The sequence below is a fragment of the Paracoccaceae bacterium genome (genome assembly GCA_019454225.1).
Lineage (GTDB): Bacteria > Pseudomonadota > Alphaproteobacteria > Rhodobacterales > Rhodobacteraceae.
On record CP075370.1, the window covers coordinates 2,492,958 to 2,517,945 of the forward strand.

Below are 24,988 nucleotides of genomic sequence, written 5' to 3' on the forward strand. Positions count from 1 at the left end.
TTGTTGCGATCTCCATCGGCGGCAGCGCCACCCCGGGACCGCTTGTTCTTGTGTGGCAACGGCCCGGGAAGCACCCGGGCCGTTGTCGTCCTGTCGTCAGGCGGTCAGCGGTAGCGCACCACCGCCAGCTTGCCGTCCTTGAACTCGATCTCGCGGTAGCTGCCTGCAGCCTCGCGGCCGTTCACGAATTCGACGTTGGTCGCGCCCTGATAGTCGATGTCGCCGCCCGAACGGATGATCTCCAGCGCCTTGCCAAGCTCGCCGGGCTGGATCGGCTCGCCCGGCGCGTTGCCAAGCTCGAGGATCTTGTCCTTGAAGACCTTCGAGTCGGTCGAACCGGAGGCTTCCATCGCCATCAGGATCAACGCTGCTGCGTCATAGCTTTCCGCCGAGAAGGGCGAGGTTCCGTCGAAGCCGCCGGCCTTGGCCATCTCGTGGAAAATGCCCGCGCCCTCGGCCGAGGATGCCGGATTCTGGCCGAACGATCCGTTGATCTCGGCCCCGAAGCGATCTTCCAGGGCCTGGCTGACCATGCCGTCCGGGAACACGAAGGTCGAGAACGCGCCGCTGTCGAGCGAGGCACGCAGCACGCCGCCGCCGCCCTGGTCGATATAGCCCGCCAGCACCAGCGCATCGCCGCCCGCCGCCGCCAGCGCGGCAACCTCGGCCGAATAGTCGGCCTTGCCGTCCTCATGCGCGGCGTTGATCGTGACCTTGCCGCCCGCAGCCTCGAAGGCCGCCTGGAAGCTGTCGGCCAGACCCTTGCCGTAGTCGTTGTTGGTGTAGGTCACGGCGACGGTCTTGATCCCGCGATCCATGATGTTCTCGGTCATCACGACGCCTTGCCGCGCATCGGAAGGCGAGGTGCGGAAGAACAGGCCGTCGGTCTCGGCGGTCGTCAGGCCCGGCGAGGTCGCCGAGGGCGAAATCATCAGGACGCCGTTCGGACGCGCAACGTTCTGCAGGATCGCATTGGTCACGCCCGAGCAGTCGGCCCCCATGATCGCATTCACACGGTCCGAGGTGATCAGGCGCTCGGCCGCAGCCGTTGCCGCAGCGGCATCGACGCAGGTCGAGTCCGCGCGCACGCCCGTCGCGGTCTGCCCGCCCAGAATGCCGCCGGCGGCATTGATCTCGGCGATCGCCAGTTCGGCGCCCTGCGCCATCTGCGGCGTCAGCGATTCGAGCGGGCCGGTGAACCCAAGGATGATCCCGAGCTTGATGTCCTGGGCCTGGGCGGCACCCGCAGCAAGGCCAAGGGTCGCGGCCGAGGCCAGAAGCAGTTTTTTCATTGAACTCTCCCATGTTGGATCGAAATCCTGCGAAGAACCTAGTCCGCGCCCAGGTAAAAGAAAAGCGCACAGTGTGCGCCGGGCGCGCAAAGACAGGTCTCCCGTGCGGCAACGGGGCGGGATGCGCGCAGGGGTTGTCCGGTCGCTGACGCAGAGGTGAGCCTTGCGTGAACCCCGGGCTATTGCCGCACGGGGGCGTGGCGATCACGTTGCATCAGGCAAACCCGGACAGGAGGCATCATGACCCCCCGATCGCACCCCACACGCCGCAGCCTCCTGTCGTCGCTGGCCGGCGCAGCCGTGGCGCTTCCGTGGCTGTCGCGCGGGCTTGCCGCACAGGGTCTTGGCGCCGAGGCCATGGCAACCGGTCTCGACCAGCCATGGAGCCTGGCGTTCCTGCCCGGTGGCGCGTTTCTGGTCACGGAACGCGGCGGGAACCTTCTGCACTACGCCGCCCCCTCCGCCCGACCGCGGAGGGTGAAGGGCGTTCCCGAGGTCAGGGCATCAGGCCAGGGAGGGTTGCTTGATGTGATGGTGCCCCGCGACTTTGCCACGTCGCGCCGCATCTGGCTCAGCTATTCCCATCCCGGCGGGAATGGCGCGTCCACCGGCCTCGGCGTCGGGCGCCTCTCTGCGGACGGAGCCGCGATCGAGGGCTTTGCCCGGGTCCATTCCGGCCCGCCCTCGTCGCGCGGCCAGCACTTCGGATCGCGCGTGGTCGAGGCGCGGGACGGATCGGTCTTTCTGACCACGGGCGACCGGGGGCAGGGGCCGCTGGCCCAGGATCCGTCGCGGCCGGAGGGCAAGGTCTTGCGCTTCGACGCGGACGGCCGCGCCCGGACAGCGCCCGCCTTTGCCGGGCAGGCCGTTGTTCCCGGTCTGTGGTCCCTGGGGCACCGCAACATCCAGGGTGCGGCACTGGATGGGCAAGGCCGCCTGTGGACCGTCGAGCATGGCGCGCGCGGCGGCGACGAGATCAACCAGCCGCAGGCCGGGCGCAACTATGGCTGGCCGGTCATCACCTATGGCGTGAACTACAACGGCGCCCCCATTGGCGAAGGCACGGCGCGGGCCGGGATGGAGCAGCCGGCGCATTACTGGGACCCCTCGATCGCGCCTTCGGGCCTGGTCATTCATTCGGGGCGCGGGATTCCGGCCTGGCGGGGTCATTTCCTGACAGGCAGCCTGAACAGCGATCACATCGCCCGCCTCGACCCGGCGAACGGATGGCGCGAGACGCGGCTGGCGGGGCGCGAGACGGCGCGCGTGCGCGATGTGCGCGAGGCGCCGGACGGATCCCTGTGGTTCCTGTCGGTCGGGCGCGGAACGCTGTGGCGGCTGGCGGCCACCTGAACCGCCAGCGGTCGCCCGCGCGATCAGAACGACAGGCGGGGAACCGGCACCGACCCTTGCGTGCCGCGTTCGCGGTAGGGGGTCGTGTTGTAATGTGCCCGGTAGCATTTCGAGAAATGCGAGGGGCTCGCAAACCCGCATGCAAGCGCGACGTTGATCACGCTCAGGTCGGTCTGCATCAGCAGGTTGCGCGCCTTCTGCAGGCGCAGTTCCATGTAGTACTTCTTCGGGCTGCGGTTCAGATAGCGGCGGAACAGGCGTTCGAGCTGCCGCGTGCTCATCCCCACATCTTCGGCCAGATCGGACGGACTGACCGGTTCCTCGATCATCGCCTCCATCTGCTGGATGACCTGCGACAGCTTCGGATGCCGAACGCCGATCCGCGTGGGGATCGACAGGCGCTGTGTGTCCTGATCGGTGCGAATCTGGCTGTAGATCAACTGATCGGCCACCGTGTTGGCGATGTCGTCGCCGTGATCCGCCGCGATGATCTTCAGCATCAGGTCCAGTGACGCGATGCCCCCGGCGGTCGTCATCCGGTTGCCGTCGATCACGAAGACCGACTTCGTCAGCTTCACCGTCTCGAACTCCTCAAGGAAACCGTCCTGATTCTCCCAGTGGATCGTGGCCTTCTTGCCGTCGAGCAGCCCGGCCCGCGCCACTGCCCAGGCGCCGGTGCAAAGACCGCCGACGGTGACGCCACGCCGCGCCTCGCGCCGCAGCCAGTTCAGAACACCCTTGGTCGCGGCTTTCTGGACGTCGATTCCGCCACAGACCAGCAGCGTGTCGTCACGCTCGATCTCGTCCAGTCCGATGTCGAGCCGGAATTCGGCCCCGTTCGAGCAGGTCACGCTCTTGCCGCCCTCTCCGGCCAGCAGCCAGCTGTAGAGCGGCCGACCGGATACCCGGTTCGCGATGCGCAGGGGTTCGATGGCCCCCGCGAACGCCAGCATCGTGAAACGGTCAAGCAGCAGGAACACAAACCGGCGCGGGCCGCTGTGCTTGGCCGTCGCCGTGGCCTTCTTCTGGGGGGAGGACATGCCTGCGACCTGTCTGCGTCGTTTTCCGGCGCCAAGGAAGCAGGAAACCGCGCGCCCTGCAAGGGTCCGGCCGTGCCGGTCCGGCCTTTCCCCTTTGCACCCCGGCGCCTTTCCCCCTATACCGCCGCCGTTACCGCGAACGGAGGGGATCATGGCCAAGGGATGGACGAAATCGGACTGGCGCGCAAAGCCGCGTGTACAGATGCCGGATTATCCCGACCGGACGGCGCTGAACGCGGTCGAGGCGCAACTGGCGAAATACCCCCCGCTGGTCTTTGCCGGCGAGGCGCGCAAGCTGAAGAAGCAACTGGCACTCGCGGCCGAGGGCAAGGCGTTCCTGTTGCAGGGAGGCGACTGCGCCGAAAGCTTTGCCGAATTCAGCGCCGACAACATCCGCGACACGTTCCGGGTGATGCTGCAGATGGCCGTGGTGCTGACCTACGGCGCCAAGGTGCCCGTGATCAAGGTCGGGCGCATGGCCGGACAGTTCGCCAAGCCGCGCTCGGCGCCCACCGAGGTCGTGGCCGGTGTGGAACTGCCCAGCTATCGCGGCGACATCATCCACGGCTTCGAGGCCAGCGCCGAGGCGCGCCGTCCCGATCCCTCGCGGATGCTGCAGGCCTACACGCAGGCCGCTGCCACGCTGAACCTGCTGCGCGCCTTCTCGACAGGCGGTTTCGCCGATATCCACCGGGTGCATTCCTGGACGCTCGGTTTCGCCGAACATGACAAGGCCGAGCGCTACCGCGACCTATCCAACCGCATCTCGGACGCGCTCGACTTCATGAACGCGGCGGGCGTGAACGCCGACACCAGCCACGAACTGGCGACCGTCGAGTTCTACACGAGCCACGAGGCGCTGCTGCTCGAATACGAAGAGGCGCTGTGCCGCATCGACTCGATCACCGGCCAGCCGGTCGCGGGCTCGGGCCACATGATCTGGATCGGCGACCGCACGCGGCAGCCGGATGGCGCACATGTCGAATTCGCCCGCGGCGTCCTGAATCCGATCGGGCTGAAATGCGGACCCACGACGTCGGCCGAGGATCTGAAGATCCTGATGGCGAAGCTGAATCCCGAGAACGAGCCGGGCCGCCTGACCCTCATCGCCCGGTTCGGCGCGGGCAAGGTGGGCGAACACCTGCCGCGCCTGATCCGCGCGGTGCGCGAGGAGGGCGCGAATGTCGTGTGGTCCTGCGACCCGATGCATGGCAACACGATCAAGGCGGCGTCGGGCTACAAGACCCGGCCGTTCAATTCCGTGCTGTCCGAGGTGCGCGAGTTCTTCGCCATCCACAAGGCCGAGGGCACCGTTCCCGGCGGTGTGCATTTCGAGATGACGGGCAAGGATGTGACCGAGTGCACTGGCGGTCTTCGCGCGGTGACGGATGAAGACCTGTCGTCGCGCTATCACACGGCCTGCGACCCGCGCCTGAATGCAAGCCAGTCGCTCGAGCTCGCGTTCCTTGTGGCCGAGGAACTTACCGCGCGGCGGGATGCGGTGCGCCGCGTGGCGCTCTGACATCCTGTCGGGGCCGGTCCGTCATGATGCGGGCCGGTCCGTCTTGACCAGCCGCAGATAGGGCCGTTCGCCGCGCGGATGAAACGGTGCGGGGTCCTCGGCCATGCCGGGCGCGGGCGCGGCTGCGCTGACGGTCACGTCCATCGGGGTCAGGCGGTGCCGCGCAATCGCAAAGCGGCGCGGCGGCCTGCCGATGGACCCGTCGGACACCAGGCAACCCAGCGCAAGCCCGCCCGAGCCGTCCGCACGGCGCAATGGCAGCATCAGGACGCTGCCCGACAGGGCAGGGCGGCCGATCCCGCGATCCGCCTCCAGATCCATCTGCAGCTCGGCGGGCCGCATCAGCGCCTCCTCGACGATGCGGCCAAACCCCGCGCGTGCGGGCGGATCGATCAGGCTCAGCATCGGCATGCCACGCACGTCCATGCCCAGCAGATCGGCAATCGCGGCGCCCGCCAGCCGGAACCGTGCCACGCCGGGCGCAACGCGGTCGGCGATGAAGGCGCAGTCCAGCGTGCCCGCGATCCCGCGCGGATCGATCACGCTGCGCAATGGTGGCAGGCCGTCGGGGCCGATCTGCCCCTGCCAGTAGCCGCGCAGTTCGGCGAAAATGGCATCTGCGGCGACCGACCGCCGCCCCGATCCGCCGAAGAACGATGTGACCATCGCGAACCTCCCTGCACCGGACCCGCCGTTGCCCCTGCGCCCGCGCTCTGCTACCACACGGCCCGGCAACCCCGGTCTGGCGCCAACAGGATTAACCCTGGTGCAACACCTGTTACCGGCCCCTTAACATAGCGCAGATCGCGCGGATTCGGCGGGAAATCGAGGCAAATGGTAAATTCCGGGCAGGCGGCATGACGCTTTCCATGACTGGCTTCGCCGCGCGGCGGGGGCAGGGTGCGGGCTGCACCTGGACCTGGGATCTGCGCTCGGTGAACGGCAAGGGGCTGGACCTGCGGCTCCGGCTGCCGGACTGGATCGAAGGGCTGGAACCGATGATCCGCGCCGAGGTGGCGTGCAGCCTTTCACGGGGCAACGTGTCGCTGACGCTGAAGGTGGCGCGGGACGAATCGTCCGGATCGGGTCTGCGGATCAACCCCGCCGCGCTTGCCGCCGCTCTTGCCGCCCTGCGCGAGGTCGAGGCGGCGGCGATGGATGCGGGGATGACGCTGCGGCAGGCCAGTCAGGCCGAGGTTCTCGCGCTGCGCGGTGTCACCGAAGGTCCGGCCGAGGACGAAGACACCGGCCCGCTGCGATCTGCGCTGCTTGCCGACCTCGCGCCGCTTCTCGCCGATTTTGCGGCTTCGCGCCGTGCCGAGGGCACCGCCCTGGCAGGCGTGATCGCCGGGCAGGTCGATCGCATCGCGGTGCTGACCGAGGCGGCCCGCGTCGAGGCCGAGGCGCGGCGCCCGGCCGCTGCAGATTCGCTGCGCACCGCGCTGGCCCGTGTGCTTGACGGCGCCGGCGACGCCGACCCCGCGAGGGTGGCCCAGGAACTGGCGCTATTGGCCATCAAGTCGGATGTGACCGAGGAAATCGACCGGCTGACCGCTCATGTCGCCGCCGCCCGGAACCATCTGGCCGAGAAGGGCCCGACGGGGCGCAAGCTCGATTTCCTGATGCAGGAATTCCTGCGCGAGGCGAACACGCTCTGCTCCAAGTCACAATCCGCGCCGCTCACCCGGATCGGGCTCGACCTCAAGGTCGTGATCGACCAGATGCGCGAGCAGGTCCAGAACGTCGAATGAACATGGCGCGCAAGGGGTTGCTGCTGATCCTCTCGTCGCCCTCCGGGGCGGGGAAATCCACGCTTGCGCGGATGCTGATGGATTGGGATCCGACGATCCGGTTCTCGGTATCGGCCACCACGCGCCCGCCGCGCCCGGCCGAGGTGGACGGCCAGCATTATTACTTCCTGTCGCGCGGGGATTTCCTGTCGCAGGTCGAGAAGGGCGAGATGCTGGAACATGCCGAGGTGTTCGGCAACCTCTATGGCAGCCCGCGCGCGCCGGTCGAGCAGGCCATGGCGGAAGGCCATGACACCTTGTTCGACATCGACTGGCAGGGTGGCCAGCAGATCCGGTCTTCGGCGCTTGGCCGCGATGTCGTATCGGTCTTCGTGCTGCCGCCCTCGATTGCCGAGCTTGAGCGCCGGCTTCGTGGCCGTGCCCAGGACAGTGACGAGGTGATCGCCGGACGCATGGCGAAAAGTCGCGATGAGATCAGCCATTGGGCCGAATATGACTATGTCCTGGTGAATGACGATTTGCATAGTACTTACAGCCGATTGCAGGGCATTCTTGAGGCCGAGCGTGAACGCCGCGACCGTCAGCCGGGTCTCGCCGAATTCGTGCGCGGCCTGAACCGGGAGTTCGAGACGCGATGATCTGGTCACTTGACGGTCTTTCCCCCGAGATACATCCCGACGCCTGGATCGCGCCGGGTGCACATGTCATTGGCCGCGTGAGGCTCGCGGCATCGGCGTCGGTCTGGTTCGGGGCCGTCCTGCGCGGCGACAATGAATGGATCGAGGTGGGCGAAGGCTCGAACATCCAGGAAAACAGCGTGCTCCACACCGATATCGGCTACCCTCTGGTGATCGGCAGCGGCTGCACCATCGGCCACCGCGCCATGCTGCACGGCTGCACCATCGGCGACCGCTCGCTGATCGGCATGGGTGCGACCATACTGAACGGCGCGACGATCGGCAGCGACTGCCTGATCGGGGCCTGTGCGCTGATCACGGAGGGCAAGCAGATACCGGATGGCAGCCTGGTGATGGGAAGCCCCGGCAAGGTCGTGCGCGCGCTGGATGGCGCCGCCCGCGAAAGACTGGTGGCCAGTGCCGCCGGATACCGGGCGAACGCCGCGCGGTTCCGGGCCGGCTTGAAAGAGGTGTGACGATGGAGATTGCAGGCAGGAAGATCGGGCCGGACCATCCGCCCCTGGTGATCGCGGAGATCGGCATCAACCACGGCGGCGATCTTGCCGTGGCAAAGGAGATGGTGCGCCTCGCCGCAGGTGCCGGATGCGAGATGATCAAGCACCAGACCCACATCATCGAGGACGAGATGACCGACGAGGCCAAGTCGATCTTCCCGCCCAATGCCGATGTCTCGATCTGGCATGTGATGGAACGCTGCGCCCTGTCGCGGGACGACGAGGCGGAACTGAAGCGCTACACCGAAAGCCTGGGGATGATCTGGATCTCCACGCCGTTTTCCCGCGCGGCCGCCGACTTCCTCGAAACCCTCGATGTGCCGGCCTACAAGATCGGGTCGGGCGAGGCCGACAACCTGCCGCTGATCCGCCACATCGCCCGCAAGGGCAAGCCCGTGATCATGTCCACCGGGATGCAGACGATCGACAGCATCCGCGCGAGCGTCGCCATCCTCGATGCGGCGGGGATCGACTATGCCCTGCTGGAATGCACCAATCTCTACCCCAGCCCGCCCGAGATCGTCAGCCTTCGCGGCGTGACGGACCTGCGCCATGCCTTTCCACGGGCCGTGGTGGGGTTCAGCGACCATTCCATCGGCCCCGAGATGGCACTGGCCTCGGTGGCCCTGGGAGCCTGCATCCTGGAACGGCACTACACCGACACGCGCTATCGCAAGGGGCCCGACATCATCAACTCGATGGACCCGTCGGAACTGCGCCACCTGATCGACCGCTCGCGCGAGATCTGGATCGCCGCCAACAACCCCAAGCAGCGCACCGCCGCCGAAGAACCCGTCTACCGCTTCGCCCGCGCCAGCGTCGTGGCCGACCGCGACCTGCCTGCGGGCCATGTCATCGCCGAAGCCGACATCTGGGCGCGCCGCCCGGGATCGGGCGAGATCGCGGGCTATGACTTCGACAAGGTGGTGGGTAAGCGCCTGACCCGCGCGGTGACGCGCAACACGCAGTTGCAGTGGAGCGATCTGGCGTGACGATCCGGTTGCTGGCCGACGCGCGCGGCGCGTTCCGCAAACGGCTGTTGCAGCAGATCCTGTCTGATGCGCCTGGCGAAATCGATCTTGCATTGCACATCGGCGATCGCGACGCCGACTTTCACGGCCCCTGCCTGCAACGGCTGGAGGTACGGATGGGCCGCAAGGGGCATCTGTTGCATGGCCGGCAGGGCACCGGCGCGCAGATGCCTCTGCTGGCGCAGCCCGACTTTCACCAGTTGGTGGAAACCGCCGTGGACCAGATGCAGCGCAACGCCAGTTTCTATCGCTACCGCGCGCACAACATCGTCAACCTTCAGGACTACCTCGACTACTATCACCTCCTTGCCAATGCCTTCGCGCAGGAGATCGAGGAGTCGGGGGCGACCCACGCGGTCTTTCTCAATGTCCCGCACCTGGCCTATGACGCCGTGCTGTATCAGGTTGCGCAGGCACTGGGGCTCAGGACGCTCGTGCTCTGCCAGACGATCTTTCCCAGCCGCTATTTCTCGATGCGGAGGATCGACGACCTGGGCACTTTTGCCGACGACCACCGTGCGACTGTCCCTTTCCCGATCGAGAAAGGTTCGGCGCCCGACCTGTTCTACATGGATGACCGCTGGCAGAAGGAAAGCGCGCGCGGCAGGCTGGGGATAAGGGCCGTCGGCCAGCTGATGCGGCATCTGCTGCTGAGACAACCCGGCAGGCTCCTCCAGCCGCGATACATCCGCGATACCCTGGCGCGGATGCGCGACATCTATGGCGCACTGCCTGACTGGCGCGACCCCTTCGCGCAGTTCTTTCACACGAACGAACTGGCCTACTTCGAGCATCTGGCCCAGTACGAAGGCAGGAAACTCGACCTGTCCCAGAAGTTTGTCTATGTGCCGCTGCACAACCAGCCCGAGATGTCGACCTCGTCGCTCGGCGGGGCGTTCCGCGATCAGGTCCTGATGGTCGAGGTGCTTGCCCGCCACCTGCCGCCCGACTGGTTGATCTATGTGAAGGACAATCCCCGCCAGGGCGCCTTTGCGCGGGGGCCCATGCATTTTCATCGCCTGACGTCGATCCGGGGCGTGCGGATGGCGCCGCTGGATGCCTCGACCCATGAGCTTTCGGCGCGCTGCCAGTTTGTCGCCACCGTTACGGGAACCGCCGCATGGGAGGCCGTGCGCAAGGGCCGCCCGGCACTGGTGTTCGGAAATGCCTGGTACAAGTCGCTGCCCGGCATCTTTCCCTATCACGACTATATCGACCCCGAGGCCATCGCCCGTTTCACCTTCCCGCATGAGGACCTGGAGAGCGCCGTGGGCCGCTTGATGGCGCGCTGCCATGACGGGGTGATCGAGCCGGTCTACCGCGACATGGCACCCGAAATGGACGAGGCGTCCAACGCCGCGACGACCGCCAGGACCATCGGCGACCTGCTCTTGCGCCGCGGAGCGCTGACCTTCGGCACCCCGCACCCGGGCGAAGGATCGGCCCTGCTCTAGAACCGATAGCCGAACCGCTCGATCTCCGGTGCGAAATGGCGGGCGACGAACGCGGTCGTGCCTGCATCGTAGTAGTCCCGGTATCCTGCCCGGGCGGATCGGTTGCGATGCGCCATCCGGGGGCGAAGGCCCAGCACCTCGCGCCAGCCTCGGCGCAGGGCCAATCGCGGCGCGATACCGGCAAAGTCGGCATCCAGGGTCTCGACGTTGCCGACGAAGTCGCAACCGTCGACCCACCACATCTGGCTGCGCTGCTGCATCGGGGGAAGGTCCGGCGCCATCCAGGCCGCGTCCTGCGGCATGAACATCCGGTCCTCCAGCAGCCAGCGCGTGAAGCCGATGGACCGGATGAATGCCTGATATTCAGCGCTTTCGCCGTTCTTCACGGTCTTGGTCGACTGGAATGCGTACAGCGACACCAGCCGGTCCCAGGGGTTGCGCACGAAACCGAAGGCGAACCGATCCTTGCGGATCGCCGGGTCGATCCACCACAGCGGCGCATGGCCCGGAAGCGTGCGGCTGACACCGCCCAGGCGGGCTGACAGCGACTGCCCCGCAGCCTTGGGAACGTGGATGAACAGGAAACCGGTGCCGACGACGGTCATGCCCGCTCACCGTATCGCTGCCAGTAGTGCAGCATCCAGCCGACTGGGCCACGCCCCAGATGCGGAAAGCGACCCCAGAGTCCCTTGCGCATCAAGTCAGCGGGGCGCGGGTCGCCGTGAAATGCCAGGATCGCGGGACCGGCGGGCGGTTCGTGCGGCGCAAGGAACAGGTCGCGGCAGTAGCGGCGGACAAGATGGCGCTTGAAGCTGATGACCGCTCCCGTCGGCCAGAGAGAGACACCCGTCGCATGGGCGGCGACGAAATCCTGTTCGTTGCGGAACCGCGCCATCGCGGCCGACGGATCGGCCTGGAAAGCGTGCAGGATCTGTTGCTGTTCCCCCAGCGTGAAGGCGAACACCCCTGTCGAGGGCTGAACGGCCTCGCGCGGGCGCCAGTCCCGCCCGGTGTCCAGCAGGACAATCGCACTGTCAGCCGCAAAGAACGGGGCAAGCGGGCCAAGGATCATCATGTCCAGATCGATGAACAGCGCGCGTGCCCCGGGCGCGAGCGCCGCGACGGAGGGATGGAACAACGCCAGCTTGCGCCAAACCCCCGGTGCCGCGATCTGCCCCGGTGTCAGCCCGATGTCGGGAATGGGTGCGGCCTGAATTCCCGGAGCCAGCCCCTGCGCGCTGTCTGCCAGGCAGATGAACCTGAACCCCGGCGCCAGATGCGCCGAGGCGGCACGGAACAGCACGTTGACGTAAGCGGCCGGGAACAGTTCGCCCCACTTCATGCACAGAACGACGCGATCCTTCTGCATCCGGTGTCGCACCTGTCCGTCGGGGTTGCGTGGCCCGCATCGCTAGACAATCGGCCCCATACTGTCCATACCCACCACCGGCATGCAACCCGGTCTGGACCGATGACCCGACACCTCCTTTTCCTCACCGGCACCCGTGCGGATTTCGGCAAGCTGGAGCCGCTGGCCGCCGCTGCGCGCGACGGTGGGCACCGGGTGGGCTTTTTCGTCACCGGAATGCACATGCTGGACCGCTATGGCCTGACCAAGCACGAAGTGCAGCGCATGCCGGGCGTGGCGGTGCACGAGTTCCTGAACCAGCGTCCGGGCGACGGGCAGGATATCGTGCTGGCCAAGACCGTCACGGGATTCAGCGACTACATCACCGAACACCGCCCCGACCTGATCGTCACCCATGGCGACCGTGTCGAGGCTCTGGCCGGCACCCTGGTCGGCGCGATCAACTACATCCGCACCGCCCACGTCGAGGGGGGCGAGGTATCGGGCACGATCGACGAGATGTTCCGCCACTGCAACACCAAGCTGGCCTATGCGCATTTCGTGTCGTCCGACGCGGCGGCGGCGCGGGTGCGGGCGCTCGGCGAACCGGTCGAAGCGATCCACGTCATCGGCTCGCCCGAACTTGATTTCCACGGCCAGCCCTCGGGCGTGACGCTTGACGCGGTGCGCGCGCGCTATGCCATCCCCTTTGCCGAATACGGGATCGCCGTGTTCCACCCGGTGACCTCCGAGGCCGACACGATGGGCGCGCAGGCGCAGGCGCTGTTCGGGGCACTTGTCGAAAGCGGCCGGCATTTCGTGGTGATCGCCCCCAACAACGACCCGGGTTCCGACGCGATCTTTGCGGTGCTGCGCGGCCTGCCCGCCGCCCGGTTCCGCGTGCTGCCCTCGATGCGCTTCGCGCATTTCTCGGAGCTGATGAAGCATGCGGCCTGCATGGTCGGCAATTCCAGTGCCGGGGTGCGCGAGGCGCCGTTCCTGGGCCTGCCGTCGCTCGACGTGGGAACGCGGCAGAACGGGCGGTCGGATGCGCCCTCGATCCGGTCCTGTGCTGCGGCGGACCGGGCCGCGATCCTGGGGTTCCTGACGACCGAATGGGGGCGAGCCTGGACCCGCCACACCGGATTTGGCGAAGGCAGGGCCGCAGACCGCTTTGCGGCGGTGCTGCGCGACCCGGAATTCTGGGCCCGCGGGCTGCAGAAAGAGTTCCGCGACATTGGCTAGCCTGGCGCTGCCCCTCTACCTCGGCCTGACGGCGGCCCTGTCACCGCTGGCCGCCCCCTACCTGCGCCGCCGACTGGCGAGGGGACGCGAGGATCGGGAACGCTGGCCGGAAAAGCTGGGGCAGGGGATGGCACCGCGTCCGGACGGTCGCCTGGTCTGGTTGCATGCCGTGGGCCTGGGCGAGGTGCTGGCGCTGCGCGGGCTGATCGGCGCGCTGTCGGACCGGCTGCCAGAGGCGCATTTCCTGGTCACCTCCTCGGCGCTCTCCTCGGCACAGGTGCTGGCGCGCCAGATGCCGCCGCGCACGATCCACCAGTTCCTGCCGCTTGATCTTCCCGGGCCGGTGACGCGGTTCCTGGACCACTGGCGGCCCGCGCTGTCGATCTGGGCCGAGCAGGACCTGTGGCCCCGCCTCGTGGCGCGGGCGGCGGCACGGCATGTGCCCCTGGCCCTGGTCAATGCCCGGATGGGCGACCGGGCCTTTCGTGCGCGGAAGCGGGTGCGGGGGCTCTATCGCGATCTCTATGCCCGGTTCGCGCTGATCGACGCGCAGGATGCGGCAACCGCCGGTCATCTTGCCTCGCTGGGCGCCACGGATGTTCGGGTATCGGGTTCGCTCAAGGCGGCGGCTCCGCCCCTTGCCTGCGACGATGCGGAACTGTCGCGGCTGCGCGCGGTGCTTTCCGGGCGGCGCGTCTGGGCGGCCATCTCGACCCACCCGGCGGATGAGGCGGCGGCGATGGCGGCCCATGTGGCACTGATGGCCCGCGATCCGGGTGCGATCCTGATCCTTGTGCCGCGACTGCCCGCGCGATCGGACGAGGTCGTGGCCGCCGCCGTGGCCGCAGGCTTGCCGGTCGCGCGGCGGTCGGCCGGCGCCATGCCGGTGCCGGGCGTCTATGTGGCCGACAGCTTCGGCGAGACCGGGCTGTGGTATAGGCTTTCCCCCGTCGTGCTGGTGGGGGGCGGTTTCGGGGTGGGCGGCCACAACCCGTGGGAAGGCGCGCGTCTGGGCGCAGCGCTGCTGCACGGCCCCGATGTTCGGAATTTCGCCAGTGACTACAGGGCATTCCATGCCGAATCTGCGGCGCGTTCGGTGACCGGGCCCGCCGAGATCATCGCCGCACTCGACGATGCGGAAATGCCCGCGATGGCGCGGCGCGGGCAGGCGCTTGCCGACCGCGGGATGGCGGCGCTGCCCGGGTTGGCCGATGCGCTTGCGGGGCTGGCAAGATGAGCCTGCGGTGGTTCCTGCCGCTCTACGGTCTGCTGTGGCATCTGGGGCTGCCGGTTGTGCTGGCCTATCTGTGGTGGCGCGGGCGGCGCGACCCGCGCTACCGGGCACATCTGGCCGAAAGGTTCGGCCTCTATCGGCAGCGCATGGCGGGGCCGGTCTGGGTGCATGCCGTCAGCCTGGGCGAGGTGCGTTCCGCGGTGCCGGTGATCCGCGCGCTGCTGGATCGGGGGGAACGGGTGGTGATTACCCACTTCACCCCCGCAGGCCGCTCGGAAACAGACCGCGCCTTCGCCGCCGAGATCGCCGGGGGACAGCTGGCGTCTGTCTGGGTTCCTCTTGAAACATCATGGGCTTGCAACGGGTTCTTTCGGGCGTTCCGCCCGCGTGCCGGTCTGGTCATGGAGGTCGAGCACTGGCCAAGGATGATCCTTTCCGCTCAGGCCGCGGGCGTTCCGCTGTTCCCCTGCAATGCGCAGTATCCAGCCGGCAGCTTCGACCGCGACCGGACGCGCCGCAGGTGGCGGTTTCAGGCGGTGGGGCGATATGCAGGGGCCATGGTCAAGTCGGACCTCCAGGCCGCCCGCTTCCGCTCGGCGGGCCTGACGCGGATCGCGGTGACGGGCGAGACGCGCTTTGATCAGCCTTTGCCCCGGCCGCTCGTCGCGGCGGGCACTGCCTTGCGTCAACGCCTTGCGGCGGGCAGGCCGACGCTCGCCATCGCTAGCGCCGTCGAGGGTGAGGACGACCTTTATGTGAATTTCATCAGACTATTGCGGGCCGATTTTCAGAGAAGGGATGAACCTGCGCCGCTGGTCATCTATGTGCCGCGTCAACCGGCACGATTTGGCGCCGCGGGGGATTTGCTCACCGCGGCGGGCCTCCGTGTCGAAAGGCGGTCGGCGATCTTGTCGCGCGATTTCCGGATCGGCGCGGAATGTCCTGAAATGGATGTATTTTTGGGAGATTCGATCGGCGAGATGTTCGGCTATCTCGCGATGGCGGACCGGGTGATCGTGGGCGGCGGATTCACACCGCGGGGGGCGCATAACATCATCGAGCCGCTGAAGATGGGGCGACCTGTCCTGACCGGTCCGGTGACCTGGCCCATCGAGTATCCGTTCGAAGAGGCGCGCGCCGCGGGTATCGCGCAAAGCGTGCCGGATGCCGAGGGGCTGCTTGCCGGGGTTCTGGCTCCGCCGCCCGATCCCGCCGACATCGCCGCCTTCGTTGCCGCACATTCCGGGGCAGCCGCGCGCACGCTTGCGGCGCTTGACCGTTTCACCAGCCGCTGAACCCGCCGTCCACATTCACCAGCTGGCCGGTCATGTAGCCTGCCTGCGGGCTCGCAAGAAACAGCATCGCATCGGCAATCTCGTCCGGCTGGGCCATCCGGCCCTGCATGATCAACGCACCGACGCGCCGCTGGAATTCCTCGGAATGGCCGTTGAACACGGCACCCGGGGCGATGGTGTTCACCGTGGCGCCGCGCGGCGCCCAATAGCCCGCGAGCCACAGTGTCAGCCCGTGGATGCCCGCCTTGGTGGTGGAGTAGGCGCTGAACGAACGGAAGGGCATGCCTTCATAGATCGCGTGATGCGGCCCGTTCAGCGCATACATCGAAGCCACGTTGATCAGGGTGCAGGGCCATTTGCCGACGATGTCGCGATCCATCTGGCGGGCGACCATGAAGGCGCCGGTCAGGTTGGTGCGCAGCGTGCGTTCCCAGTCCTCGACACTGGTGTTGGCGAAATCGGGAAAGGGCTTGCCCGCCCCCATCAGCAGTTCGCCGGTGATGGCGGCATTGTTCAGCACGACATTCGGCTGCCAGCCATCTGCCAGCATCCGCGAAAAGACGCCAACAACCTGCGTTTCATCAGATACGTCAAGTGGATAGAAGGCAAAGCTCGGGTTATCTCCGAAGTCGGCCACCAGGGCGTCGGCGCGTGCCCCCGGCAGGTCCGAGGTGATCACACGCGCCCCCGCCGCCAGCATCCGGCGCACATAGGCACGGCCCAGCACGCCCCCCGATCCGGTGATGAAGACGGTGCGGGAGGAAAGGTCGGTCATGGGGTTTTCCTTGTCAGCAGCCATTCGACGAGTTCGAAGTCGAAGGGGGTGTCGATGTCCATGCAGCGTTCGGGCGGCATCAGGAAGGGGATCACGCGCCCTTCCCACAGTCCCGCCGAGCGGCGCAGGTAGTCGGGCGAGACGACATAGGTCGAGGCGGCATGTTCATAGACCGCGGGCGCATGCTGCCGCGCCACGACACCGCCAGGCAGCGGCTTCGACACGTGCAGCGCGCCGGTCGCATCCGGCTCGACCAGGTTGAAATAGGGATTCTTGCGCGCCTCGCAGCAGGACATGACCATGTCGGGGGCTTCCCGCGCATAAAGGTCGAGCGCCGCGTCGATATCCTCGGGCAGGCGCAGCGGCGAGGTGCAGTCGAGATCGAGAAAGGCGGTCACCGGTTCGCGCAGCAGCGGCGCGGATGCCGCAAGGGCATGCTGCCAGACACCCCACTTGCCCGCGCCATCGGTGGCCAGATGATCAGGGCGCAGGCCGATGGCCAGACAGCCCCGGGCGACAGCATGGTCGTAGAGCAGCGGGTCATCGGTGGATACCACCACCGCGCCCACCCGCGGGTTTTGCAGCAACTGGTCAAGCGACCAGTCGACCAGCGGCTTGCCGGCGATCATCCGCGTGTTCTTGCCGGGCACGCCCTTCGACCCCTTGCGCGCGCCGATATGCCCCAGGATCATGACAGGTCCTTCTCGATGGTTCCGGCAAAGCGGCGCTGCGCCCATGCCGCGCAGGTCAGCGCCGGGCCATCGCCCAGCCGGTCAAGGCGCGGCAGATGCTCGACATCCGAGACCGGGGCGCCCGTGACAAGGGCCATGAAATCGCGCATCGCGTCGAGGAACATGGCATTGCGCGCATGCGGCAGATCGACCGTCTGCCGCCCCCCTGCGCCAGTCACGGCATAGCACTGCGCCGCGAAATCCCAGTCGTGCAACATGCGCTGCCCGGCCAGATGCGCCCGGCGGATCAGGGCGGGCGCAAGATAGTCCATGGCGATGCTGCCCTGGATGCCGCCCGGGGTCGCCAGCGCAAGGCGGCTGGCCATGTCCACACCCGGAAAGCGGCGGTGGCCCAGGCTTTCCACGCCCGCCAGCCGCAACCCGGGAAACAGGCAGGCTGCCATGTCGATCTCATGGCAGAGATCAAGCAACACGCCGCCGCCCTCGGCCCGGGCGGCATAGCTGTCAGTGAACCGCCAGTCAGCCCGCCAGGCGTTCACGTCATGCCCGATCTCGAACGAAAAGCGATAGACATCCCCGAGGTCAGCCTGCGCCAGAGCGCGGAACGCGGGATGCCAGCGCATCATGTAACCCGCCATGGAGCGCGCCGCGACAGGTGCGGCCGCCGCCATCAGCGCGTCAAGATCGGCCTGCCGGAAGGCGAGCGGCTTTTCGCAATAGAACGGAACACCTGCCGCCGCGCAGGCCACGACCAGCGGCAGGCGGATGTCGGTGGCGGTGGCGATCACGGCCGCATCGGAACTGGCAAGACGGCCCTCGATTTCGGCCAGCGTGGTTTCGCGCCAGGACAGGGCCGCTACGGTCGCGCCCAGATCGGTCAGGTTCGCGGCATGACGCCGCCCGATCGATCCTGTTCCGATGACAAGCACCCGCAACGCACGCCCCCCGTTCTGGCGCGACGCTATCCCGCACCCCGGTGATTGGCAACCGAGGCCCCGGCTTGCCCGGCGCGCCGCGATGGTCTATTCCCGCGGTCGGCCCGGGTGATTAGCTCAGTTGGTAGAGCGCCTCGTTTACACCGAGGATGTCGGGAGTTCGAGTCTCTCATCACCCACCAGTCCCCCCGCACGCGCCAGCCAGGCCGCCACATCGGGCACTCCGCCGCCGTGCCGCAACTGTGCCAGCACGAAGGGCCGCGCGCCCCGGGCCCTGCGGGTATCACTTTCCAGAAGCGCAAGATCGACACCGACATGCGGCGCAAGATCGGTCTTGTTCACCACCAGCAGGTCAGAGCGTGTCACCCCGGGGCCGCGCTTGCGCGGGATGTCCTGACCGGCCGCCGTGTCGATGACATAGATCGTCAGATCGGCCAGTTCCGGGCTGAAGGTCGCCGCCAGGTTGTCGCCCCCGCTTTCGATCAGGATCAACTCCAGATCGGGGATCGCGCGGGTCAGGTCGGCCACGGCGGCCAGGTTGATGCTGGCATCCTCGCGGATCGCCGTATGCGGGCAGCCCCCCGTTTCCACGCCCCGGATCCGGTCGAGCGACAGCGCCTGCGCCCGCATCAGATAGTCCGCATCCTCGCGCGTGTAGATGTCGTTGGTGATCACCGCCATCGACAGCCGGTCGCGGAAATGGCGGCACAGCATCTCGGTCAGCGTCGTCTTGCCCGCGCCGACGGGGCCGCCGATCCCCACGCGCAGGGGACCGTTGGGGCTGGGGTGGCGGGGCGGCGGGGCAGGGATCATGTGCGGAACATCCGGACGTTCAGGGTTTCATGCAGGGCCGAGGCGATGTCGGCACGGATCGCGGCCGAGGCGATGGCCGACAGGGGCGCGGTGGCGGCCTCCTCCGCCAGCCTCAGGATCGGGGCCTGCAGCGATGCGAGCACCGCCTGCCCCTCGGTCTGGCCGAGCGGAACGAAGCGCACGGCCACGGTGACCAGGTTCGCCGCGAAGGATTGCAGCGCAAGGCCCAGCACCACCGGCACAGGCAGGCCCAGCGGCCCCGCAGCGCGGCCAAGTGCGACGGGCCAGGGCAGCGGCGGGTGGTCGGTCGCGCGCAGCGCATTGGTGGCGCGGGACAGCGCGGCACCCTGTTCTTCGGTCTCGCGCAGGCGTTCGGCCGTGGCCGACAGCGCCCGCGCCAGATCGGCCAGCGCGGCATGGTCCGCATTGGGGCGCAGGGCATGGGCCAGGAGGATCGCATCGCCGCGCGGCGCGCCATGGGCCAGCACGTCGCCGATCCAGGCGCGCACGGACGACGAATCGGGGACTTCGCCCCGCTGGATCGCCGTTTCCATGCCGTGCGAATAGCCGAAGGCGCCGGTAGGGAAGGCCGGCGACAGCCACTGCACCAGCGTCATCAGGGCTGCCGGATCGCAGGCCCAGGCTGCGGCCGGGGCATCGCGCAGCGGCGCGGTCATGCCGGTTCGTCGAACGGGCCGTGTGGCGGCAACTGATGTGGCACCGGACCGGTGCCCGACACCACGCCCCGGGTAATCACCTGCGGCTGACGCGCCGGCGGATCGCCGCCATGGTCATGGTGGTGGTCATGTGCGTGCCCGTGGCCATGCCCGTGTCCGTGTCCGTGCCCGTGGGCATGACCGTGCCCATGGTCATGGCCCATCGTGCGGCCCATGCCATAGGCGCCCCCCTCGGGCATGAAGGGTTCGCTGATGCGGTGCATATGCGCACCCAACTGGTGCAACATCGCTTCCAGAACGTGATCCTGCCGGATCAGCAATCGCCCCGCTTCGATCTGGCAGGGGGTATGGCGGTTGCCCACATGCCACGCCAGGCGTGGCAGATCGCCCGTCACCTCCAGCAGTTCCTCCTCGGCCGCGATCACCTCGATCAGCCGGCCGTCGGCAAGCTCGAACCGGTCGCCCTGATCCAGCCCGATGACCTGCGGCAAGTCGACAAAGAACCCCTCTTCATGCGCCGTCACCAGACGGCGGCGGCGCAGCAGGCGTTCATCATAGGCCAGCACGACAAGGTCATAGGGCACCCGGTCGGGCCCGTGACCGCGCCGGTGCAGGGCAACGGCGTGCGGCAGGTCGGGTCTGTCGAAGGGGCCGGTCACGCGACCGCCCCCCGGGCCGGTGTCAGAGACCCATGCGCGCGCCGAAGATCCGGCGCACCTCGCCCTCGCGGGTCAGGCCGCGGGCCGCAAGATCCTCGTCCGTGGTCGCGTTCAGGCGACGCACCTGTTCCATCATCGGGCCGCTTTCGGCCAGAAGGACAAGGAAGTTCCAGAAGCCGGACACCGCGCGGGACAGAAGGCCCGGACGGGCGGCGGTCGTGTTCGTGGTCAGTACAGTCATGGGAAACCCCCTGATTTCTCAAGTCGTTCCCTCCCTGTTGCGCAATGTGGATGGTGCGGACGCCCGGAACAACCGCCCATTGCGCAGCCCCGGTCTGCACACAGTGCATGGCGGATGCGGCGAACGCAGGGTTATCGGGCATGGCGCGGCTCATGTCGGTCCGGATTTGTGCAGAAGCAGGATAACCCCGGCGGGCGCTCTGTCAGTACAGAAAATACCGCTGCGCCATCGGCAGTTCGCGCGCCGGTTCGCAGGTCAGCAGCACGCCGTCCGCCCGCACCTCGTAGGTCTCGGGGTTCACCTCGATCTGCGGCGTCGCATCGTTCAGCTTCATGTCGCGCTTGGCCAGCCCGCGCGTGCCCCGGACGGCGACGGTCTCTTTCGCCAGGCCAAGACGCCCGCCGACCGCATCGTCCTGCGCGGCCTGGCTTGTGAAAGTGACCGACGATGCGGTGCGCGAACGTCCGAAGGCGCCGAACATCGGGCGGGTGTAGACCGGCTGCGGGGTCGGGATGCTGGCGTTGGGGTCACCCATCTGCGCCACCGCGATCGTGCCGCCCAGCAGAACCATCTCGGGCTTGACGCCGAAGAAGGCGGGCGACCACAGCACCAGATCGGCGCGCTTGCCCACCTCGACACTGCCGATGTGGTCCGACATGCCATGCACGATGGCCGGGTTGATGGTGTATTTCGCGATGTAGCGGCGCACGCGCAGATTGTCGTTCGCGCCCTGTTCGCCATCCATCCGGCCGCGCTGCAGCTTCATCTTGTGGGCGGTCTGCCAGGTGCGGATGATCACCTCACCCACCCGCCCCATGGCCTGGCTGTCCGAGGCCATGACCGAGAACGCCCCCATGTCGTGCAGAATGTCCTCGGCCGCGATGGTTTCCTTGCGGATCCGGCTCTCGGCAAAGGCCACATCCTCGGGCACGCGGCGGTCAAGATGGTGGCAGACCATGAGCATGTCGAGATGTTCCTCGAGCGTGTTCACGGTATAGGGCATCGTCGGGTTGGTCGAGGACGGCAGGATGTTCTGCGATCCCACGACCTTGATGATGTCGGGCGCATGTCCGCCGCCTGCGCCCTCGGTATGGAACGCGTGGATCGTGCGGCCCTTGATCGCGGCCAGCGTGTTCTCGACAAAGCCGCTTTCGTTCAGCGTGTCGGTGTGGATCATCACCTGCACGTCCATCGCATCGGCGACCGTCAGGCAGCAGTCGATCGCGGCAGGCGTGGTGCCCCAGTCCTCATGCAGCTTCATCGCGCAGGCACCCGCGCGCACCATCTCTTCCAGTGCGGCGGGAAGGCTTGCGTTGCCCTTGGACGACAGGCCGATATTCATGGGGAAGGCATCGAAGGCCTGCAGCATCCGCCCGATATGCCAGGGCCCCGGCGTGCAGGTGGTGGCCAAGGTGCCATGCGCGGGCCCGGTGCCGCCGCCGAGCATGCAGGTCATGCCCGAATGCAGCGCGTCGTCGATCTGCTGGGGGCAGATGAAATGGATATGCGCGTCGAACCCGCCTGCGGTCAGGATGCGCCCTTCACCCGCAATGATCTCGGTGCCCGGGCCGATCGGAAGGGTCACGCCGGGCTGCACGTCGGGGTTGCCTGCCTTGCCGATGCCATGGATGCGTCCGTCGCGCAGCCCCACATCCGCCTTGTAGATGCCCGTCCAGTCCACGATCAGCGCGTTGGTGATCACCGTGTCCATGGCGCCCTGCGCCCGCGTGATCTGGCTCTGGCCCATGCCGTCGCGGATCACCTTGCCGCCGCCGAACTTCACCTCCTCGCCATAGGTGGTCAGGTCGCGCTCGACCTCGATCACCAGATCGGTATCGGCCAGCCGCACCCGGTCGCCCGTGGTGGGGCCGAACATGGCGGCATAGGCGGCGCGGCTGATCGTTGCGGGCATCTTGCGTGTCCTCAGGCAGGGGCGCCCGGGCCACGGGCGGCCAGGCGCTTGGCATTGGCGCGGGTCACGCGTGCGACGGGTCGCAACCCGGCCTCGGCGACCTTGGCGGGCGACTTGCCCTGAAGCGTCGCGCGCACCATGGCCTGGCCGCTGTGGCGCGCCGCCGTCATCTTCTCGGACGACATGCGCGTGTTCTCGGTCGGCAGGACGCGCCACATGCCCATCAGGCCGAGCATCCGCATGGTGATCACCATGTTGGCCTGCGCCAGCATGATCGAGGTCTTGATCGACAGGGCGATCAGGTCGGCCGGGGTCGTCATCGGGGGCATGCGTGTGTTCCTTGCTGGGTAACCGGCCGGGCGTCAGAGCGGGCCCATGACAGCCCCGTTGAATCCGTAGACGGCCCGCAACCCGCCGAAGGGCACAAGCCGCACCTCGCGTGTCTGGCCGGGCTCGAACCGCACCGCGGTTCCTGCCGCGATGTCGAGCCTTTGGCCCCGGGCCGCCGCCCTGTCGAAGGACAGCGCCGGATTGGTCTCGGCGAAATGATAGTGGCTGCCGACCTGCACCGGACGGTCGCCGGTGTTTGCCACCAGCAAGGTGGTCACCACGGCGCCGGCGTTCAAGGTGATCTCGCCTTCGGCCGTCATGATCTCTCCCGGGATCATCGCCGCGCCCTAGCCGAACGCCAGGCCGAGGCCCGCAAGCGCGGCCCCCGCACCCGCCACACGGGGCGCCCAGGCCGCAAGGCGCCCGGTCACGGTGCCAAGCCCGATGCCCGCCAGATGCAGCATCATCGTTGCCGCCGCGAACCCCGCCGCATAGGGCACCAGCCCCTCTGCCGGCCCCTCGGCGCCATGCGCCCAGCCATGGGCGGCGCCGAACGCCGCGACCATCGCCAGCACCGGCGCCAGCGGCAGCCGCAGCGCCAGCGCAGCCAGGGCCCCGAAGACCACGATCGAGGCAAGGATCATCGGCTCCACCCCCGGAAAGGGCAGGCCGGCAGCACCCATGGCCCCGCCCGCAACCATCGCGGCGACGAATGCGACCGGCATCGCCCAGAGCGCGCGACCGCCGATCCCCACCGCCAGAACGCCCAGCGTCACCATGGCCAGCAGGTGATCCGCCCCGCCGACCGGATGGCCAAGGCCCGAGGCAAGCGGCGATGCGCCATGGTCGCCGCTGTGCCCGAAGGCCAGCGCCGGGATCATCAGCACGATCCCCGCCAGCGGCAGGGACCAGACAGGAAGGCCCGGCCTTGGCAGGGCGCGCGCGCGGGATGTGGCGGGCATGGGAACCTCTCAGCGGATCGGATGGTGGACGGTCACGAGCTTGGTGCCGTCGGGAAAGGTGGCCTCGACCTGAACGGTCTCGATCATCTCGGGGATACCGGGCATGCACTGGTCGCGGGTGATCACATGCGCGCCGGCCTCCATCAGATCGGCGACGCTGCGCCCGTCGCGCGCACCCTCGACCACGAAATCGGTGATCAGGGCAACGGCCTCGGGGTGGTTCAGCGGCACGCCGCGCGCCAGGCGCCCGCGCGCCACGATGGCCGCAAGACTGACGAGAAGCTTGTCTTTTTCGCGTGGGGTCAGGTTCATGTCGGACTCAGGGTTGCCACACGCGGGGCAGGGGGCCGGGGCGCAGCACCGACAGCGCGCGCAGGATCTGGCGGCGCAGCGGAAGGCCATCCCAGGCGATCAGGCGCAGCACCAGCCGCCCCTCCATCGCCGAGGCGCCGGATTCGACCTCGGGCTGGTCAAGCACGGCGCGCAGCGGTTCCAGCAGGTCACCCGCGTCGGGGCGGATCAGGGCGATCGTCGCGAAGGCTCGCGCGCCGCCCAGAACCGCAGGGCTTTCGGCGCGCGACAGCGTCCGGGTGTCGAAGGCCAGCGGTTCCGCCCATATCGGCCGCCCGTCGCGCCGCACCTCGCGCCGGTCGCGGAACAGCAGCCCCTCGACCCGCTCGCCCATCGCGTGCCGGCCGAGGATCACGCTTTCCAGGAACAGGCAGCCCGCGCCGGGCGCCAGATCGATCGACACCTCGCGTTCCAGGCTGGCGCCGTCGAACAGGATCGTCTCCTGCGGCAGCCAGTCCAGCCAGCCGCCCGCGCCGACCCGCAGCGCCACGTCGACGCGCGCCGTCCCGCCGCCCGCGGCATAGGCGCGCTCCGCCGTCTGCGTCGTCGCGGTGGCGACCAGCCCGGGCGGAACCTCCAGCGACAGCGCCAGCCGGTCGCCGCCCGTCAGGCCGCCCGCAGTATTCAGGAACACCACCTCGGGCGCGGGGCCGTCCAGGTGCAGCATGGCCTTGGCCGATCCCTGCTGCACCAGCCGGTCGGGAATGGCGCCATGCGGCCCCGGCTTCAGCCGGACATCGGCCACGCCCGCAGCCCGCTGCATGGCGGGCGGTGCGGCCAATCCCCTGTGCGCTGTCCCGTCCAACATCGCCACCTCCTGCCGGCCAGACGACCACCCGTTCCCGACCCGCGCAACCGGATTGGGCAGCCGCGCCGCGCCCGGC

Annotated in this window: 28 protein-coding genes and 1 tRNA gene; 11 read left to right on the plus strand and 18 right to left on the minus strand. The window is 68.1% G+C overall.

The features are described from left to right. Positions 1-104: 104 nt before the first annotated feature. Complete coding sequence (locus KF887_11760; GenBank protein QYK40126.1) at positions 105-1,292, minus strand: ABC transporter substrate-binding protein; 1,188 nt, start codon at positions 1,290-1,292, stop codon at positions 105-107. A gap of 240 nt (positions 1,293-1,532) precedes the next feature. On the opposite strand from KF887_11760, the gene KF887_11765 reads away from it, so the two are divergent. After that, a complete protein-coding gene (locus KF887_11765) occupies positions 1,533-2,645 on the plus strand; it encodes a PQQ-dependent sugar dehydrogenase (GenBank protein QYK40127.1) in 1,113 nt (370 codons plus the stop codon). Positions 2,646-2,668: 23 nt separating this feature from the next. Here the strand turns inward: KF887_11765 and KF887_11770 are convergent, their stop codons facing one another. After that, positions 2,669-3,685: a GlxA family transcriptional regulator gene (locus KF887_11770; protein QYK40128.1), complete on the minus strand. Its 1,017-nt coding sequence runs from the start codon at positions 3,683-3,685 to the stop codon at positions 2,669-2,671. Positions 3,686-3,836: 151 nt separating this feature from the next. Between KF887_11770 and KF887_11775 the strand changes: the two genes are divergently transcribed. After that, the gene (locus tag KF887_11775; GenBank protein QYK40129.1) at positions 3,837-5,207 is read left to right on the plus strand and encodes a 3-deoxy-7-phosphoheptulonate synthase class II; all 1,371 of its coding nucleotides are present in this window, start codon (positions 3,837-3,839) and stop codon (positions 5,205-5,207) included. A gap of 21 nt (positions 5,208-5,228) precedes the next feature. Here the strand turns inward: KF887_11775 and KF887_11780 are convergent, their stop codons facing one another. Further along, complete coding sequence (locus tag KF887_11780) at positions 5,229-5,873, minus strand: PAS domain-containing protein (GenBank protein ID QYK40130.1); 645 nt, start codon at positions 5,871-5,873, stop codon at positions 5,229-5,231. A 191-nt stretch (positions 5,874-6,064) separates the two neighbouring features. Between KF887_11780 and KF887_11785 the strand changes: the two genes are divergently transcribed. From KF887_11785 to KF887_11805, 5 genes are read left to right on the plus strand one after another with little or no spacing between them, the layout of a single operon-like run. After that, the gene (locus KF887_11785; protein ID QYK40131.1) at positions 6,065-6,958 is read left to right on the plus strand and encodes a YicC family protein; all 894 of its coding nucleotides are present in this window, start codon (positions 6,065-6,067) and stop codon (positions 6,956-6,958) included. Between the two features lie 2 nt (positions 6,959-6,960). Then, the gene (gene gmk, locus KF887_11790; protein ID QYK43547.1) at positions 6,961-7,596 is read left to right on the plus strand and encodes a guanylate kinase; all 636 of its coding nucleotides are present in this window, start codon (positions 6,961-6,963) and stop codon (positions 7,594-7,596) included. Further along, a complete protein-coding gene (locus tag KF887_11795) occupies positions 7,593-8,111 on the plus strand; it encodes a gamma carbonic anhydrase family protein (protein QYK40132.1) in 519 nt (172 codons plus the stop codon). Before gmk ends, KF887_11795 begins: the two co-directional genes overlap by 4 nt. A 2-nt stretch (positions 8,112-8,113) precedes the next feature. Continuing rightward, entirely contained in the window at positions 8,114-9,142 is a 1,029-nt protein-coding gene (locus KF887_11800; GenBank protein ID QYK40133.1) for an N-acetylneuraminate synthase family protein, read from the plus strand. Continuing rightward, positions 9,124-10,635 (plus strand): hypothetical protein, encoded by a 1,512-nt coding sequence (locus KF887_11805; GenBank protein ID QYK40134.1) that lies wholly within the window; start codon positions 9,124-9,126, stop codon positions 10,633-10,635. The genes KF887_11800 and KF887_11805 overlap by 19 nt, the downstream gene beginning before the upstream one ends. Here KF887_11805 and KF887_11810 read toward each other — a convergent pair. Further along, positions 10,632-11,240, minus strand: a complete 609-nt coding sequence (locus KF887_11810) for a sulfotransferase family 2 domain-containing protein (GenBank protein ID QYK40135.1) — start codon at positions 11,238-11,240, stop codon at positions 10,632-10,634. The two genes, KF887_11805 and KF887_11810, sit on opposite strands and share 4 nt — an antisense overlap. Further along, positions 11,237-11,977 (minus strand): hypothetical protein, encoded by a 741-nt coding sequence (locus KF887_11815; protein QYK40136.1) that lies wholly within the window; start codon positions 11,975-11,977, stop codon positions 11,237-11,239. Before KF887_11815 ends, KF887_11810 begins: the two co-directional genes overlap by 4 nt. Before the next feature lie 129 nt (positions 11,978-12,106). Between KF887_11815 and neuC the strand changes: the two genes are divergently transcribed. From neuC to KF887_11830, 3 genes are read left to right on the plus strand one after another with little or no spacing between them, the layout of a single operon-like run. Next, positions 12,107-13,228 carry a UDP-N-acetylglucosamine 2-epimerase (hydrolyzing) gene (gene neuC, locus KF887_11820; protein ID QYK40137.1) on the plus strand — a complete coding sequence of 374 codons (1,122 nt, stop codon included), beginning with the start codon at positions 12,107-12,109 and terminating at the stop codon, positions 13,226-13,228. Next, positions 13,221-14,465 carry a 3-deoxy-D-manno-octulosonic acid transferase gene (locus tag KF887_11825; protein QYK40138.1) on the plus strand — a complete coding sequence of 415 codons (1,245 nt, stop codon included), beginning with the start codon at positions 13,221-13,223 and terminating at the stop codon, positions 14,463-14,465. Before neuC ends, KF887_11825 begins: the two co-directional genes overlap by 8 nt. Beyond that, complete coding sequence (locus KF887_11830) at positions 14,462-15,757, plus strand: 3-deoxy-D-manno-octulosonic acid transferase (protein QYK40139.1); 1,296 nt, start codon at positions 14,462-14,464, stop codon at positions 15,755-15,757. Before KF887_11825 ends, KF887_11830 begins: the two co-directional genes overlap by 4 nt. Here the strand turns inward: KF887_11830 and KF887_11835 are convergent. From KF887_11835 to KF887_11845, 3 genes are read right to left on the minus strand one after another with little or no spacing between them, the layout of a single operon-like run. Further along, a complete protein-coding gene (locus KF887_11835; protein QYK40140.1) occupies positions 15,744-16,532 on the minus strand; it encodes an SDR family oxidoreductase in 789 nt (262 codons plus the stop codon). The genes KF887_11830 and KF887_11835 overlap by 14 nt on opposite strands. Then, positions 16,529-17,224: an acylneuraminate cytidylyltransferase family protein gene (locus KF887_11840; protein QYK40141.1), complete on the minus strand. Its 696-nt coding sequence runs from the start codon at positions 17,222-17,224 to the stop codon at positions 16,529-16,531. The genes KF887_11835 and KF887_11840 overlap by 4 nt, the downstream gene beginning before the upstream one ends. Continuing rightward, positions 17,221-18,159 (minus strand): Gfo/Idh/MocA family oxidoreductase, encoded by a 939-nt coding sequence (locus tag KF887_11845; protein ID QYK40142.1) that lies wholly within the window; start codon positions 18,157-18,159, stop codon positions 17,221-17,223. Before KF887_11845 ends, KF887_11840 begins: the two co-directional genes overlap by 4 nt. Before the next feature lie 106 nt (positions 18,160-18,265). Between KF887_11845 and KF887_11850 the strand changes: the two genes are divergently transcribed. Beyond that, positions 18,266-18,341, plus strand: a tRNA-Val gene (locus tag KF887_11850). On the opposite strand, the gene ureG is transcribed toward KF887_11850, so the two are convergent. From ureG to KF887_11900, 10 genes are all read right to left on the minus strand, one after another. Next, a complete protein-coding gene (gene ureG, locus KF887_11855; protein QYK43548.1) occupies positions 18,298-18,972 on the minus strand; it encodes an urease accessory protein UreG in 675 nt (224 codons plus the stop codon). The two genes, KF887_11850 and ureG, sit on opposite strands and share 44 nt — an antisense overlap. Then, complete coding sequence (locus tag KF887_11860) at positions 18,969-19,649, minus strand: urease accessory protein UreF (GenBank protein ID QYK40143.1); 681 nt, start codon at positions 19,647-19,649, stop codon at positions 18,969-18,971. Before KF887_11860 ends, ureG begins: the two co-directional genes overlap by 4 nt. After that, entirely contained in the window at positions 19,646-20,281 is a 636-nt protein-coding gene (locus KF887_11865; GenBank protein QYK43549.1) for an urease accessory protein UreE, read from the minus strand. The genes KF887_11860 and KF887_11865 overlap by 4 nt, the downstream gene beginning before the upstream one ends. Before the next feature lie 49 nt (positions 20,282-20,330). Continuing rightward, positions 20,331-20,549, minus strand: coding sequence for a DUF1127 domain-containing protein (locus KF887_11870; GenBank protein QYK40144.1), 219 nt, complete (start codon positions 20,547-20,549; stop codon positions 20,331-20,333). Positions 20,550-20,751: 202 nt separating this feature from the next. After that, the gene (ureC, locus tag KF887_11875; protein QYK40145.1) at positions 20,752-22,461 is read right to left on the minus strand and encodes an urease subunit alpha; all 1,710 of its coding nucleotides are present in this window, start codon (positions 22,459-22,461) and stop codon (positions 20,752-20,754) included. A gap of 11 nt (positions 22,462-22,472) precedes the next feature. After that, complete coding sequence (locus tag KF887_11880) at positions 22,473-22,790, minus strand: antifreeze protein (GenBank protein QYK40146.1); 318 nt, start codon at positions 22,788-22,790, stop codon at positions 22,473-22,475. A gap of 33 nt (positions 22,791-22,823) precedes the next feature. After that, positions 22,824-23,129, minus strand: a complete 306-nt coding sequence (locus KF887_11885) for an urease subunit beta (GenBank protein ID QYK40147.1) — start codon at positions 23,127-23,129, stop codon at positions 22,824-22,826. Between the two features lie 9 nt (positions 23,130-23,138). Then, on the minus strand, positions 23,139-23,672 hold the full coding sequence (locus KF887_11890; protein ID QYK43550.1) for a HupE/UreJ family protein: 534 nt from the start codon (positions 23,670-23,672) through the stop codon (positions 23,139-23,141). A 90-nt stretch (positions 23,673-23,762) separates the two neighbouring features. Further along, positions 23,763-24,065, minus strand: coding sequence for an urease subunit gamma (locus KF887_11895; protein ID QYK40148.1), 303 nt, complete (start codon positions 24,063-24,065; stop codon positions 23,763-23,765). A 7-nt stretch (positions 24,066-24,072) separates the two neighbouring features. Continuing rightward, positions 24,073-24,912, minus strand: coding sequence for an urease accessory protein UreD (locus KF887_11900; protein ID QYK40149.1), 840 nt, complete (start codon positions 24,910-24,912; stop codon positions 24,073-24,075). Between the last annotated feature and the right edge of the window lie 76 nt (positions 24,913-24,988).

Bases quoted from the DNA above. Each gene is read 5' to 3' on its own strand.
- ureG (QYK43548.1), bottom strand. From the start codon at position 18,972: ATGATCCCTGCCCCGCCGCCCCGCCACCCCAGCCCCAACGGTCCCCTG.
- KF887_11795 (QYK40132.1), top strand. From the start codon at position 7,593: ATGATCTGGTCACTTGACGGTCTTTCCCCCGAGATACATCCCGACGCC.
- KF887_11770 (QYK40128.1), bottom strand. From the start codon at position 3,685: ATGTCCTCCCCCCAGAAGAAGGCCACGGCGACGGCCAAGCACAGCGGC.
- gmk (QYK43547.1), top strand. From the start codon at position 6,961: ATGGCGCGCAAGGGGTTGCTGCTGATCCTCTCGTCGCCCTCCGGGGCG.
- KF887_11780 (QYK40130.1), bottom strand. From the start codon at position 5,873: ATGGTCACATCGTTCTTCGGCGGATCGGGGCGGCGGTCGGTCGCCGCA.
- KF887_11815 (QYK40136.1), bottom strand. From the start codon at position 11,977: ATGAAGTGGGGCGAACTGTTCCCGGCCGCTTACGTCAACGTGCTGTTC.
- KF887_11840 (QYK40141.1), bottom strand. From the start codon at position 17,224: ATGATCCTGGGGCATATCGGCGCGCGCAAGGGGTCGAAGGGCGTGCCC.
- KF887_11900 (QYK40149.1), bottom strand. From the start codon at position 24,912: ATGTTGGACGGGACAGCGCACAGGGGATTGGCCGCACCGCCCGCCATG.
- KF887_11885 (QYK40147.1), bottom strand. From the start codon at position 23,129: ATGATCCCGGGAGAGATCATGACGGCCGAAGGCGAGATCACCTTGAAC.
- KF887_11775 (QYK40129.1), top strand. From the start codon at position 3,837: ATGGCCAAGGGATGGACGAAATCGGACTGGCGCGCAAAGCCGCGTGTA.
- KF887_11800 (QYK40133.1), top strand. From the start codon at position 8,114: ATGGAGATTGCAGGCAGGAAGATCGGGCCGGACCATCCGCCCCTGGTG.
- KF887_11765 (QYK40127.1), top strand. From the start codon at position 1,533: ATGACCCCCCGATCGCACCCCACACGCCGCAGCCTCCTGTCGTCGCTG.
- KF887_11860 (QYK40143.1), bottom strand. From the start codon at position 19,649: ATGACCGCGCCGCTGCGCGATGCCCCGGCCGCAGCCTGGGCCTGCGAT.
- KF887_11830 (QYK40139.1), top strand. From the start codon at position 14,462: ATGAGCCTGCGGTGGTTCCTGCCGCTCTACGGTCTGCTGTGGCATCTG.
- KF887_11810 (QYK40135.1), bottom strand. From the start codon at position 11,240: ATGACCGTCGTCGGCACCGGTTTCCTGTTCATCCACGTTCCCAAGGCT.
- KF887_11880 (QYK40146.1), bottom strand. From the start codon at position 22,790: ATGCCCCCGATGACGACCCCGGCCGACCTGATCGCCCTGTCGATCAAG.
- KF887_11890 (QYK43550.1), bottom strand. From the start codon at position 23,672: ATGATCCCGGCGCTGGCCTTCGGGCACAGCGGCGACCATGGCGCATCG.
- KF887_11835 (QYK40140.1), bottom strand. From the start codon at position 16,532: ATGACCGACCTTTCCTCCCGCACCGTCTTCATCACCGGATCGGGGGGC.
- ureC (QYK40145.1), bottom strand. From the start codon at position 22,461: ATGCCCGCAACGATCAGCCGCGCCGCCTATGCCGCCATGTTCGGCCCC.
- KF887_11895 (QYK40148.1), bottom strand. From the start codon at position 24,065: ATGAACCTGACCCCACGCGAAAAAGACAAGCTTCTCGTCAGTCTTGCG.
- KF887_11870 (QYK40144.1), bottom strand. From the start codon at position 20,549: ATGACTGTACTGACCACGAACACGACCGCCGCCCGTCCGGGCCTTCTG.
- neuC (QYK40137.1), top strand. From the start codon at position 12,107: ATGACCCGACACCTCCTTTTCCTCACCGGCACCCGTGCGGATTTCGGC.
- KF887_11785 (QYK40131.1), top strand. From the start codon at position 6,065: ATGACGCTTTCCATGACTGGCTTCGCCGCGCGGCGGGGGCAGGGTGCG.
- KF887_11760 (QYK40126.1), bottom strand. From the start codon at position 1,292: ATGAAAAAACTGCTTCTGGCCTCGGCCGCGACCCTTGGCCTTGCTGCG.